Here is a 12721-nt window from a genome sequence, read left to right as displayed (position 1 = left end):
CGTCATCGCGCGCAACCGGGACCCCGGCTCACAGCCGGCCGCGCTCCACGGCGAGCACCCCGGCCCGGAACCGGCTCTGAGCGCCCAGCATGCTCATCACCTCGGCCACGTGGCGGCGGTAGGTGCGGACCGATGTGCCCGTCTCGCGGGCCGCGGCCTCGTCGGTGACACCCCTGCTCATCAGTTCGAGGACCCGGCGTTCCCGCGGCGGGCACCCGGTGTTGCCGGCCGGGTCGAACACATCGAACTCGGTGGCGCGGTTCCAGATCCCGGTGAGCAGCGCGCGCAGGCTCGCCACCATGCCGCGCTCGCGGACGACCAGGGCGCCGGGTCCCGCCGTCGCGGACGCGCTGGCCCCGCGGTGGTCCGGGACCAGCTCGCCCGGATCGGCGTCGCGGTCGACGTCGTGCCGGTCGCGCCGGAGCGCTTCGTCGCCGACGTGCTCATGACCGGCGCTCTGGGCCTGCCCGGGCGCCTGTGCGGTGCGCGCGGACTGGCGAACTGGGGCGCCAAGGGTTTCGGTGACTGGGACTACGTCCGTGTGGGTTATAGGCGGTAGCCCCACGGCGTAGCAGGCCGCGGCGCCGGTCACCGCCCGCACATCCCTTAGGTTGCCCCCTCAGCGAGACCGGGCGGGCCGGCCTCCGTGGGAGGTGACCGGGTGGGCCGAGCCCGCTGGCGCAGGGTGATCGCCGTAGCGGGGCTGGCCGCGGTACTCAGCACAGTGGGCGCGGGACCCGTCGCCGCGCTGGAACCGATCCCGTCGTCGTCGTCGGCTGCCGCCCCGGACGCGTCCGCACCCGGACCCGGTGAAGGGCTCGCCCCGCCCGGGGGAGCGGCCGGACCGGCGGCGGTCTTCGTCGAGCTGACCGTGCCGTCGGCGATCGACGAGTACACCGCGCTGCTCGCACAGGGCCCGGACATCGCCAGGCGGGCCGCGGTGGCCGGCCGCGCCCGGATCGCGGACATCACCGAGCGGCTGCTCGCCCGGTTGCGCGGCACGGAGGGCGAGCGGGAGCTGTTCCGCACCACCAACGCGGTGGCGGGGGTCGCGCTGCGGGTGGACGCGGCGACCGCACGCGAGCTCGCCGCCCGTCCCGACGTCCGCTCGGTCCGCCGCATTACCCTCGTCCGGCCCAGCAACGGCGGCGCCGTCCAGCTGGGCCGAGCGGTGCAGGCCTGGCAGCAGACCGGGAAGCTCGGCGAGGGCGTGCGGATCGGCGTCGTCGACTCGGGCATCGACTACACGCACGCCCTCTTCGGCGGCCCGGGCACCGAGCAGGCCTACGCCGCGATCGACCCCACCACCGCCGACCCGGAGTACTTCCCGACCGAGAAGGTCGTCGGCGGTATCGACCTGGCCGGCGACGACTACGACGGCGCGGGCACGGATCCGGCGGCGCTCGTCCCGCGCCCGGACCCGAACCCGCTCGACTGCGCGGGCCACGGCACGCACGTGGCCGGGACCGCGGCCGGCTACGGCGTCGCGGCCGACGGCAGCACGTTCCGCGGCGACCACGCCACGCTGACGCCCCAGCAGCTCGGGGAGATGCGGATCGGTCCCGGTGCGGCGCCACGGGCGTCGCTGTACGCGATCCGGGTCTTCGGTTGCCAGGGCCCGACCGCTCTGACCGCGCTCGGTCTCGACCACGCGCTCGACCCGGACGGCGACGGCGACTTCAGCGACCGGCTCGACGTCGTCAACCTGTCACTGGGCGCCGAGTTCGGTGCGAGCGACGACCCGCTCAACGACTTCGTCGCCAAGCTGACCGAGCACGGCGTCCTCGTGGTCGCCGCCGCCGGCAACACCGGTGACCTCTACGACGCCGCCGGGCCGCCCGGAAACAGCCCACACGCCCTCGCGGTCGCCGCGGTCCGGGACGCCGCCGTGCTGCAGGACGGCCTCGGCGTCCTCGCCCCGGCCGCTCTCGCCGGAACGGTCCCCGGGCAGTACAGCGTCGGGTACGAGCGCTATCCGGGCCTCGACCTGTCCGGCCGCGTCGTCGCGCTGTCCGCCGGGAACGCCGATGGCTGCGCGCCCTACTCGGCGGCCGACGCGGCCGCGGTGCGGGGCGCGGTCGTCTGGCTGCACTGGGCCGACGAGGTGGCCGCGCGGGCGTGCGGCTCGGCGCCGCGGGCCGCGAATGCGGACACCGCGGGGGCCGCCGCCGTGCTGCTGACCTCGGGCCGGGCGGACTTCGGAGCGATGGAGATCGCCGGGAACGCCGCCATCCCGATGTTCCAACTGACCGGCCCGGCCACCGAGGCGCTGCGCCCGGCACTGGCCGACGGCACGCTGCGGGTCCGGCTGGCGGGCGAGCTGGTCCGCACCGTGCCCGGCGATCTCCCGCAGATCGAGGACACCCCGAACGAGACGACCTCCCGTGGGACGCGGGGCCCGGCGGTCAAGCCCGATGTGGCGGCGCCGGGTCAGTCGATCACGTCCGCGGCGGTGGGGACCGGGGCCGGTCGCGCGACGTTCTCCGGCACGTCGATGGCGAGCTCGTTCGTGGCCGGGATCGCCGCGCTCGTCCGCGAGACGCACCCGGACTGGACCCCCGAGCAGGTCAAGGCGGCGGTGATGAACACCGCGAACGGCGACGTGTACGCGGGGGAGGGCCGCAGCGGTCCGCTGATGGCGCCGATGCGCGTCGGCGCCGGGCGGGTGGACGCGCGGGCCGCGGTGGGCACGTCGCTGCTGGCGATGGCCGCCGACCGGCCGGGCGCGGTGAGCGTCGCGTTCGGCACCGTGGAGGCGCCGCCCGGCACGGCGGTGCTGCGCACCGAGCGGATCCGCGTGGTCAACACGGGCGGGGCGCCCGCGGTGCTGGGCGCGCGGTACGAGCCGATCACCGAGATACCCGGCGTGCACATCGAGGTCTCACCCACGACGGTGGCCGTCCCACCCGTGGGGAGCGTGGTCGTCGACGTGCGGCTGCGCATCGACGATCCGCGCGCGCTGCGGCGCACCGCCGACCCGACCGTGGCCCTGGCGCAGGAGGGCCTGGCCCGGCAGTACCCCGCCGACGCCTCGGGCCGCGTCGTGTTCACCCCGGTCGACCTGCCACCCGGTGCCGGCGAGGGCGCGTTGCGGGTCCCGGTGTCGGCCGCTCCGAAACCGGTGTCCACCCTCACCGTGCCCGCACAGCCGGCGCGCGGCGGCCTGGTGCTCGGCGGCACCGGGGTCGACCAGGGCACCGGCCCGCAGGCCTACCGCTCCCGGGTCGGGGTCTTCGAGCTCGTCGCCGACAGCCCCGAGCTGCCCCTCTGTGCCGGCACGGTGGTCACCGGCTGCGTGGCCAACCGGACCGGACGCGGGGGAGACCTGCACTACGTCGGCGTCATGTCGACCGCACCGGCCGCCCGCGCCGCAGGCACCCCGGACCAGGCCGTCCTCGGATTCGCGGTGACCACCTGGGCCGACCTGTACAACGTCGGCAGCACCACCCAGCCGACCGTCGAGATCGACGTCGACGTCGACGACCGGCCCGACTTCTCGACCACGCTGACCAAGGTCGAGGGCACCGACGTCCTCGTCGCGACGACCGTCGACCTGCGGCGGCCGCAGCCGGACGGCGGCCTGGCCGAGGTGGACTCCCAGCCCGTCAACGGGTTCTTCGGCGACACGGACACGAACGTCTTCGACACCGACGCCTGGGTGCTACCGGTGCGACTGCGGGCCCTGGGGATCGACCCGTCCGCCGCGTCGGCCCTGCTGCGCTTCCGGGTGGTCGTGCACGGCGAGTACGGCCCGCCGGAGTCGGAGGACGGGCTGGTGGACCGGATGGCCACGCCGGTCGCCTTCGACCCGCTCGACCCGGGGCTGACGGTCGGTCCGGCGGCCGGAGTCGGCGCCGACTCGCTCACCCGGACCGCCGACGCCGGCACGACGCTGACCGTCGGCGGAACCACCCGACCCCTGTTGGTGGTGTTCGGCCAGAACGCATCGGGCTCGCGGGTCGCCGTGGTCGGGCCGCCCCCTGGTATCTCCGCTGCCGGGCGCTGACCTCATAATCGACCCGCTCGGGGGTGTGTCGCGCCGTCCGTGGGGTGCGTGGGCCTCCCACGGAGTCGAGATTCACCGTCGCGAGCTACCCCGAAGGGGTGGACGGCGGCAAATCGGCGGCGGCGCAGCGGGTAGCGTGCGGCGACGTCATTTCGAGAGAGGAACTCACCACAATGCGCCTTGCGGTCATTCCCGGCGACGGCATCGGGCCGGAGGTCATCGACGAGGCGCTGAAGGTCTTGGGCGAGGTCTCCCCGGGCGTCCAGACCACGACCTACGACCTGGGCGCTGCGCGCTGGCACGCCACCGGGGAGCTGCTCCCCGAGTCGGTGCTCAGCGAGCTGCAGCAGCACGACGCGATCCTGCTGGGCGCGGTCGGTGACCCGTCGGTCCCCAGCGGCATCCTCGAGCGGGGCCTGCTGCTGCGCCTGCGCTTCGAGCTCGACCACCACGTGAACCTGCGCCCCGCCCGGCTCTACCCCGGTGTCCGTGGCCCGCTGGCCGGGCACCCCGAGATCGACATGCTGGTCGTCCGCGAGGGCACCGAGGGCCCCTACGTCGGCACCGGCGGCCTGCTGCGCAAGGACACCCCGCACGAGATCGCCACCGAGGTCAGCACGAACACGGCCTTCGGCGTGGAGCGCGTCGTCCGCGACGCGTTCGCCCGCGCGGAGCGCCGCCCGCGCAAGCACCTGACGCTGGTGCACAAGACCAACGTGCTCACGTTCGCGGGCCGGCTGTGGTCGCGGATCGTCGAGGAGGTCTCGCTCGAGCACCCCGAGGTGTCGGTGGCCTACCAGCACATCGACGCGACCACGATCCACATGGTCACCGACCCCGGCCGCTTCGACGTGATCGTCACCGACAACCTGTTCGGCGACATCCTCACCGACCTCGCGGCCGCCGTGACCGGGGGCATCGGGCTGGCCGCCAGCGGCAACCTCGACGTCAGCGGGCGCAACCCCAGCATGTTCGAGCCGGTGCACGGCAGCGCCCCGGACATCGCCGGGCAGGGCATCGCCGACCCGACGGCCGCGGTGCTCTCGGTCGCGCTGCTGCTCGACCACACGGGCAATGCCGACGCCGCCCGTCGCATCGAGGCTGCGGTGGCCTTCGACCTGGCCACCCGCGACCACGGCGCCACCGGGCACACGCAGTCCATCGGAGACCGGCTGGCCGCACTCGTCGGCCGCCCGGCCGCGTCGTCGTCGGCCGCCACCGCCCCGTCCGACCTGCGCTGAGCCGAGCCGGCCGCTGCGGGTTCGCGGCGCCGGTACCGCGATGGTGGGCGGCCGCCCGGCCCGCTGCTCCGGCGGGGCCGTCGGGACCGGTCACGCCCGGCGGTAAGGGGACCGGCAGCGGCCTGGGCCGGCAGTTCCCGGCCCGTTCCCGTGACAGGACGGCCCCCGACGCGTCGGGCGACGGGGGAGGTGGCCGTCCTGCCACGCGCGGGACGAGTGGTGCAGTCAGACGACGGCCCGGCTGGGGCCGTTCAGGATCGTCACGCCGGCTCCGGCGAAGTTCGGCAGGTCGTCGACTGCAGCCTGGCCCTCCGCGCTGCCCATGCCGGCTCCGAAGGCCTCCTCCGACTCGAAGGTCAGGACCGCGACCAGGTGGTAGGCCGGCGCGCTGCCGTCAGGACCGGGGCCCGGCCGGCTGATGGTGAAGCTCTGCAACCCGGGGATCTTCGCGGCGAGCGGGGCGTGCACCTCGTCGTAGTGCTTGTCGAACGCGGCAGCGTCCTCGGGCTGGTTGTAGATCGCGGTCAGCTGGTACGGCATGGACGCCTCCGGGAGATCAGGTGGCCGGCGGACCACGATGTCCGCCGACTCGGCGCCCATCCTTGTTCGATCACCCCCGCGACGACACCCCTCGCCTGCGTGTCTCCCATGATGTGGGACCGACGTGTGACACCGGGGAACGGCGCGTGCCAGACTCGGAGCCGTGCGTCCCACCGTGATCATTATCGACGAGCGCGTCGGCTAACCGAGCTCCACAGCCGACGCGCAGACCTCTCGCATCCGCGGGAGGTCTTTTTTGTTGCCCGGACGCCCTGTGATCAGGAGATGAGTACCCCGATGTCCCGCCCCGTCCCTCGCACCGAACCCGCTGGCACCCCGCTCGGTGACGCGTTCCACGTCTACGACACGACGCTCCGCGACGGCGCTCAGCGCGAGGGCATCAGCTACTCGGTGGCCGACAAGCTCGCGGTCGCCCGGCACCTCGACGCGCTCGGGGTGGGGTACATCGAGGGCGGCTGGCCGGGCGCGCTGCCCAAGGACACCGAGTTCTTCGCCCGAGCGGCGGCCGGCGAGCTCGAGTTGCGGCACGCCGCCCTGGTCGCGTTCGGCTCGACCCGGCGGGCCGGGCTGACCGCGGACCGGGACCCGCAGGTCCGGGCGCTGCTCGACTCCCTCGCCCCGGTGGTGACCCTGGTCGCCAAGTCCGATCGCCGGCACATCGAGCGGGCGCTGCGCACCGATGTGGCGGAGAACTGCGCGATGGTCGCGGACACGGTGTCGTTCCTGCGCCGCGAGGGCCGGCGGGTGTTCCTCGACGCCGAGCACTTCTTCGACGGCTACCGGTTCGACCCGGACACGGCGCTGCGCGTGCTGGAGGCGGCCGTGACGGCCGGGGCGGACGTCGCGGTGCTGTGCGACACCAACGGCGGGATGCTGCCGCTGGGGGTCGCCGAGGTGGTGCGGGAGGTGGCCGGACGCACCGGGTTCCGGCTCGGCATCCACTGCCAGGACGACACGGGCTGCGCGGTCGCCAACTCCGTGGCCGCCGTCCAGGCCGGTGCGACGCACGTGCAGTGCACCGCCAACGGCTACGGGGAGCGGGCCGGCAACGCCGATCTGTTCGCCGTCGTCGGGAACCTGGTGACCAAGCTCGACATGCCCGTCCTCCCCGAGGGCGCGTTCGCCGAGCTGACCCGGACCTCGCACGCGTTGGCGGAGATCGCCAACATCGCACCCGACACCCACCAGGCCTATGTCGGGACGTCGGCCTTCGCCCACAAGGCGGGCCTGCACGCGAGTGCGATCAAGGTCGACCCGGAGCTGTACAACCACATGGACCCCGAGGTTGTCGGCAACGGGCAGCGGGTGCTGGTCACCGAGATGGCCGGCCGGGCCAGCGTCGAGCTCAAGGGCGCCGAGCTCGGCCTGGACCTGGCCGGCCATCCCGACGCCGTCTCCGAGGTGGTGCAGACCGTCAAGGAGCGGGAGGCGCAGGGCTGGTCCTTCGAGGCCGCCGACGCGTCGCTGGAACTGCTCATGCGCTCGGCCATCGGCCGCGCCGACGGAGCCGCCTCCGCCGGCGCGGGGTCCGAGGCCGTGGCGCCGTTCACCCTCGAGTCCTACCGGGTGATCATCGAGCACCGGGCCGACGGTGCCGTGGTCTCCGAGGCGACCGTGAAGGTGCTCGTCGACGGTGTCCGGATGATCGCGACGCAGGAGGGCAACGGGCCCGTCAACGCGCTCGACGCGGCGCTGCGGGCCGCGCTGACGCCCTCGCGTCCGTGGCTGGAGAACGTGGAGCTGTCCGACTTCAAGGTCCGTCTCCTCAGCCCGGGCGGCGGAGCCGACAATCCCGACGGGCACGGCACCGACGCGGTCACCCGGGTGCTCGTCGAGTCCACCGACCACGGCGGGTCGTGGACCACGGTCGGCGTGCACGGCAACGTCGTCGAGGCGTCCTGGCTGGCGCTGGTCGACGCGCTGGCCTACGCGGCCATGCGGGAGCGGAGCTCCGGGCTCGCGGCGGCGGTGCCGTCGGGCCGTCCCGGTGGGTGACGAGCCCGCGGTGCCGGCCTCGTGAGGCCCGCCGCCGGCAGCGATGGTGCCGGCCGGGTCTACGAGCGGGCCGGCTTCCGCCGGGTCGGCGGGTGCGGCATCGCGGGGCCCGTACCGGCGTGAGCGGGTGCGGTGTCCGCAGCGATGGGGGCCGCGGCCGGCCGGGCGGCGGCCTCGGCCGTGTTCTGCGGCGTGCGGCGGGCCCACTGCGGTGCGTGCTCGGGCAGCGGGCCGATCGCGACCAGCCGGGCCGGGATGCCCTGCAGCGCAGGGAAGCGCCGCAGCAGCCGGATCGGCAGCGGTAGCCCGGCCGGTGCCGGGGTGGTGGTGGGATCCGCGGCGAGCGCCCGGCCCAGGATCGCCCGGTGGATGACGCGCTGCCCGGCCTGGATGAGCGCTGTCGGCCACCACCGCCGCAGCTGCACCCGCCGCAGGTCGGCGCGGCTCACCCGTCCGCTGCGGCGCAGCGGGGCGGCCAGCAGTCGCGCCGCTGCGACCGCATCGGCGACGGCCAGGTTGATCCCGACGCCGCCGACCGGCGACATCGCGTGCGCCGCGTCCCCGATGAGCAGCAGCCCGTCGGTGTACCAGCGGCGCAGCCGCTCCAGTCGCACGTCGAGCAGTTTCACGTCGTCCCACGATGCGAGGTGGTCGACCCGGTCGGCCATCCAGGGCAGCAGCGCCGTGAATCGCCGGCGCAGCTCCTCGATACCCGCCGCCCGCAGCGCCGCGTCGCTGCCCTTGCGGATGAGGTAGCCGCACTGCCAGTAGTCGCCGCGGTCGATCATCACGGCGAGCTGCCCCCGGGAGAACCGGCCGACGGCGCCGCTGGGGTCGTCCGCGCGCCGGGGCAGTCGGAACCACCAGACGTCCATCGGCACCCCGAACGAACGGGGGGTGAGCCCGGCGGCCTCCCGCACCGTGGAGCCGCGGCCGTCGCAGGCCACCGTCAGCCCGGCGGTGAGCTCGTGCTCGGTGCCCGTGGTCCGGTCGCGGTAGCGCACCCCGGTCACCCGGCCGCCCTCACGCAGCAGGCCGACCACCTCGGCGTTGCGGCGCAGGGTGAACGACGGCTCGAGTGCGCCCGCGTCGGCGAGCAGGTCGAGGAAGTCCCACTGCGGGACGAGTGCGATGTGCCGGTGCGCTCCGGGTAGCCGCCGAAGGTCGGAGAGCTGGGCCGAGCCCCCGTCGAGCTGCGCCATGAGGCGGTCCAGCCGGCGCTGTGGCAGCTGTGCGAAGCGCGGCCCGAGGCCCAGCTCGTCCAGCAGCGTGAGCGTGGACGCGTGCACCGTGTCGCCGCGGAAGTCGCGCAGGAAGTCGGCGTGCTTCTCCAGCACGGTCACCTGGATCCCGGCACGGGCCAGGAGCAGGCCGAGCACCATCCCGGCCGGGCCGCCCCCGACCACGCAGACCGTCGTGCGCCCGTTGTTCATCATGCGTTGAAATATACTCCCCGAGGCGACGGGGGGCCAGGTCCCGGCGCCGGACGAGCGACGAGGACCATGTACGGCGTGTCGTCTTCTGCTGCATCCCTGAGCTCCTCGCCCCGGGTCCGGGTGCGGTTCTGCCCCTCGCCGACGGGCACGCCGCACGTCGGCCTCGTCCGCACCGCGCTGTTCAACTGGGCCTACGCCCGCCACCACGGCGGCGACCTCGTCTTCCGCATCGAGGACACCGACGTCAACCGCGACTCCGTCGAGTCCTACGAGGCGATCCTGGACGCGTTGCGCTGGCTCGGCCTCGACTGGGACGAGGGCCCGGAGGTCGGCGGCCCGCACGGGCCGTACCGGCAGAGCGAGCGGGGCGACGTCTACGCCGACGTGCTGCGCCGCCTGATCGACGCGGGCGAGGTCTACGAGTCGTACTCCACCGCCGAGGAGATCGAGGCCCGGCACCGGGCGGCCGGCCGCGACCCCAAGCTCGGCTACGACAACGCCGACCGGGACCTCACCGAGGAGCAGCGGGCGGCGTTCCGTGCCGAAGGCCGGGCGCCGGTCTACCGGCTGCGGATGCCCGACCGGGACATCACGTTCACCGACCTCATCCGCGGCGAGGTCACCTTCCGCGCCGGGACCGTCCCGGACTTCGTGCTCGCCCGCGGCGACGGCACCCCGCTCTACCCGTTCACCAATCCCGTGGACGACGCGCTGCAGGAGATCACGCACGTGTTGCGCGGGGAGGACCTGCTCTCCTCCACCCCGCGGCAGATCGCCCTCTACGAGGCGCTCCAGCGGGTCGGCATCGGGCAGGGGGCGCCGGTGTACGCCCACCTGCCGCTGGTCACCGGCGAGGGCGCCCGCAAGCTCTCCAAGCGCGACCCGCAGTCGAACCTGTTCCTCTACCGGGACCGCGGTTTCATCCCTGAGGGATTGCTCAACTATCTGGCCCTGCTGGGCTGGTCGATCGCCGAGGACCGGGACGTCTTCTCCCTCGACGAAATGGTCGCCGCGTTCGACGTGTCCCGGGTGTCCGGAAACGCGGCCCGGTTCGACCTGAAGAAGGCCGAGGCCATCAATTCCGCGCATCTGCGGGCGCTGCCCGTCGAGGACTTCGCGCGGCGGGTCGAGCCGTACCTCGAGGCCGAGCTCTCTGATCTCGCCCAGCCTGTGATCAACGGCACCCCCACCGATGAACAGCGCGCAATGATCTCCGCGGCGGCTCCGCTGGTCCAGGAGCGCAGCGTCGTCCTGTCCGACGCGGCCCGCATGCTCCGCTTCCTGTTCGTGCCGGAGGAGAGCTTCGCGCCCGACGAGGAGGCCGCTGAGAAGAACCTCGGCCCCGACGCCGTCTCGATCCTGGAAGCGGCCTTGACCAGCCTTGATGCGCTCACCGAGTGGTCGGCGCCGGAGATCGAGGCGGCCCTGAAGGCCTCCCTGATCGACGGTCTGGGTCTCAAGCCGCGCAAGGCGTTCGCCCCGGTGCGGGTCGCCGTGAGCGGCCGGACGGTGTCCCCGCCGCTCTACGAGTCCATGGAACTGCTGGGTAGGGACCGTTCGCTGCGTCGACTGGGGGCCGGTTTGGAGCGGGCGAGAGGGGTCCGCTAAAGTATCTCTCGCAGGACACGGACACCGGTTCCACCAGCTGGGCCCCGGATGAACGTGATCCATTGGGGTATGGTGTAATTGGCAGCACGACTGATTCTGGTTCAGTTAGTCTAGGTTCGAGTCCTGGTACCCCAGCGGAAACGCGAAAACGTTTCCACGGCCCCGTCGTCTAGCGGCCTAGGACGCCGCCCTCTCAAGGCGGTAGCGCGGGTTCAAATCCCGTCGGGGCTACACCCGAAAGGGCCCCGTTCCGGATCACCGGAACGGGGCCCTTTCGCATGTCGGGGATTATCGGACGCCATGGTCCGAACTATGACGACGGGCACACGAGCACCTCCCGGTGACGCACCCCACTCCGGGGCTGCGGCGACCTCGATCGCGGGCGGCCCTCCCGCAGCACCGGTGCGGGGTGTGATCGCGATCATGACGGAGGGGTTCGGCGGCCGATGCGGCCGCGACCACTTGGCTCCGGCCCGCTGTCGGGGGTGTGACGTCACGCACAGCGGCTGCGATCCGGTGACGACGGGTGGCCCACTCGCCCCGGGCGCCCGGTGCAGGTGCAGCGTCAACTCGGTGTCGGCGAACGGTCTCAGCGCCGACAGGGAGCCGACGGTGGCGACCCAGCGCCAGCCGGCCCCCTCGGCACGGCGACCGGTCCTGGATGCCGCGGCCCGCCGCGGCGCTCATCCCGCTCGCGTCCGGGCGGACCGGCTGCCGCAACTGGTGCAGCGGCAGATGCCGTCCGGACGGGAGGGCGCGGCGGCCGCGACGTGGGCGACGTGGGCTCCGGGCGATGCTGATGACGGTCAGGTGGTCGTGCGCGCCGCGGCGCGGTCAGGCGGGCGAGACCTCGCCCGTGGGTGCGTCGGGCGATCCGCTGGGCACAACTTGTTACAACGGAGGCTCGGCAACACCGGTCGGCGGCGGGGCCGGCGGCTGGGTCGGCGGCGGTTCCGTCGTCGTTGTCGGCGGCAGGGGCGGCGGCGTCGTCGCCGGCACCGTCGTCGTGACGGGCGGCGGCTCGGGTGGCGGCTGCGCCGCCGAGGTCGGTGCGGGTGGAGGGGCAGGCGCTGGTCCGTTCGTCCGGGGCGGCCGGGTGGGTGCGGGCGGCTCGACGACGGCCTCCGTCACCTCAGGGGTCGTCAGCGAGGTGACCTCCGGGCTGAGCGGGGCCGGAGCCGGGGCCGGAGCGGCCGGCACGATCCGCGTGTTCGCGCTGCTGACCGGGCCGCTCTCCGGCCACAGTAGGAGAGCGGCGACGACGCCGACCGCCGCCACCGCGCCACCGGCCCCTACCAGGAGTACGGGGCTCCGACGCGACGCCGGGGACGCCTCGTCGCCGTAGTCGTAGTACCCGTCCCGGTACTCGTCCCCGTACTCGTAGCCGGGCGCGGTGTCCGGCGCCGGCCGGACCGGGGGCCGCGGCGGGACGCCTCCTGCTGCGTCGAAGCCGCCGGCCGGAGGAACGGCCGGGATCTCGTCGGTGGCGGGGGAACCGGCGTCCGGACCGTCGTGCGGCGAGGCACCGGACGGGGTGCCTGCGCCGGCGAGGAAACCCGCTGCACCGGCCGCGGCTGCGCCCAGGCCACCCTTCGGAGGCGGCGGGGGGATCGGTGCCGCCGCCGGGCGGTACCCGCTCGTCGCGGACGGGCCGGGCCGGAACCCGCCGGTTCCGGCGGCGTCGGTGGCCGGCGCCGCAGCCGGAGCCGGGGTGAGGGCGAGGGCGGCGCCCTTGGCGATGGCGTTCTTCGGGTCCGCGTCCACCGCCACCGGACGGCCCAACTGCTCCGACACCAACTGCGCCACCAACGGAATCCGCGACGACCCCCCCACCAGCAACACCGCGGACAACCCCTCCGGGCCCAACCCGGCCG

At 74.1% G+C, this 12721-nt stretch carries 9 protein-coding genes and 2 tRNA genes; 7 read left to right on the top strand and 4 right to left on the bottom strand.

The features are described from left to right. Positions 1 to 28 precede the first annotated feature (28 nt). Positions 29 to 301, bottom strand: a complete 273-nt coding sequence (locus HF519_RS32885; protein ID WP_169413567.1) for a response regulator transcription factor — start codon at positions 299 to 301, stop codon at positions 29 to 31. A 60-nt stretch (positions 302 to 361) separates the two neighbouring features. Here HF519_RS32885 and HF519_RS15025 point away from each other — a divergent pair, with 60 nt between their 5' ends. From HF519_RS15025 to HF519_RS15015, 3 genes are all read left to right on the top strand, one after another. Continuing rightward, positions 362 to 559: a hypothetical protein gene (locus HF519_RS15025; RefSeq protein ID WP_169413566.1), complete on the top strand. Its 198-nt coding sequence runs from the start codon at positions 362 to 364 to the stop codon at positions 557 to 559. 102 nt (positions 560 to 661) lie between these two features. Beyond that, positions 662 to 4006, top strand: coding sequence for a S8 family peptidase (locus HF519_RS15020; RefSeq protein ID WP_169413565.1), 3345 nt, complete (start codon positions 662 to 664; stop codon positions 4004 to 4006). A gap of 173 nt (positions 4007 to 4179) precedes the next feature. Next, entirely contained in the window at positions 4180 to 5247 is a 1068-nt protein-coding gene (locus HF519_RS15015) for a 3-isopropylmalate dehydrogenase (protein WP_169413564.1), read from the top strand. Between the two features lie 225 nt (positions 5248 to 5472). On the opposite strand, the gene HF519_RS15010 is transcribed toward HF519_RS15015, so the two are convergent. Beyond that, complete coding sequence (locus HF519_RS15010; RefSeq protein ID WP_246243806.1) at positions 5473 to 5847, bottom strand: EthD family reductase; 375 nt, start codon at positions 5845 to 5847, stop codon at positions 5473 to 5475. A 225-nt stretch (positions 5848 to 6072) separates the two neighbouring features. Between HF519_RS15010 and cimA the strand changes: the two genes are divergently transcribed. Then, a complete protein-coding gene (gene cimA, locus HF519_RS15005) occupies positions 6073 to 7803 on the top strand; it encodes a citramalate synthase (RefSeq protein ID WP_246243801.1) in 1731 nt (576 codons plus the stop codon). A 59-nt stretch (positions 7804 to 7862) separates the two neighbouring features. Here the strand turns inward: cimA and HF519_RS15000 are convergent, their stop codons facing one another. Beyond that, on the bottom strand, positions 7863 to 9236 hold the full coding sequence (locus HF519_RS15000) for an FAD-dependent oxidoreductase (RefSeq protein ID WP_438826397.1): 1374 nt from the start codon (positions 9234 to 9236) through the stop codon (positions 7863 to 7865). 78 nt (positions 9237 to 9314) lie between these two features. Here HF519_RS15000 and gltX point away from each other — a divergent pair, with 78 nt between their 5' ends. From gltX to HF519_RS14985, 3 genes are all read left to right on the top strand, one after another. After that, the gene (gltX, locus tag HF519_RS14995; RefSeq protein ID WP_312860124.1) at positions 9315 to 10847 is read left to right on the top strand and encodes a glutamate--tRNA ligase; all 1533 of its coding nucleotides are present in this window, start codon (positions 9315 to 9317) and stop codon (positions 10845 to 10847) included. A gap of 63 nt (positions 10848 to 10910) precedes the next feature. Continuing rightward, positions 10911 to 10982: transfer RNA gene (locus tag HF519_RS14990), tRNA-Gln, on the top strand. A 23-nt stretch (positions 10983 to 11005) separates the two neighbouring features. After that, positions 11006 to 11078 (top strand) — tRNA-Glu (locus HF519_RS14985). A gap of 660 nt (positions 11079 to 11738) precedes the next feature. On the opposite strand, the gene HF519_RS14980 is transcribed toward HF519_RS14985, so the two are convergent. Continuing rightward, positions 11739 to 12721, bottom strand: a 983-nt coding sequence (locus HF519_RS14980; protein ID WP_169413561.1) for an Hsp70 family protein, incomplete at its 5' end; no start/stop codon positions are given.

It is taken from the genome of Pseudonocardia bannensis (assembly GCF_012911875.1).
GTDB lineage: Bacteria > Actinomycetota > Actinomycetes > Mycobacteriales > Pseudonocardiaceae > Pseudonocardia > Pseudonocardia bannensis.
This window is presented reverse-complemented; position numbering and strand designations above follow the sequence as displayed.

Excerpts from the sequence above, each read along its gene's own strand:
- HF519_RS32885 (WP_169413567.1), bottom strand. The coding sequence starts at position 301 with ATGGTGGCGAGCCTGCGCGCGCTGCTCACCGGGATCTGGAACCGCGCC.
- HF519_RS15015 (WP_169413564.1), top strand. The coding sequence starts at position 4,180 with ATGCGCCTTGCGGTCATTCCCGGCGACGGCATCGGGCCGGAGGTCATC.
- HF519_RS15010 (WP_246243806.1), bottom strand. The coding sequence starts at position 5,847 with ATGGGCGCCGAGTCGGCGGACATCGTGGTCCGCCGGCCACCTGATCTC.
- cimA (WP_246243801.1), top strand. The coding sequence starts at position 6,073 with ATGAGTACCCCGATGTCCCGCCCCGTCCCTCGCACCGAACCCGCTGGC.
- HF519_RS15000 (WP_438826397.1), bottom strand. The coding sequence starts at position 9,236 with ATGAACAACGGGCGCACGACGGTCTGCGTGGTCGGGGGCGGCCCGGCC.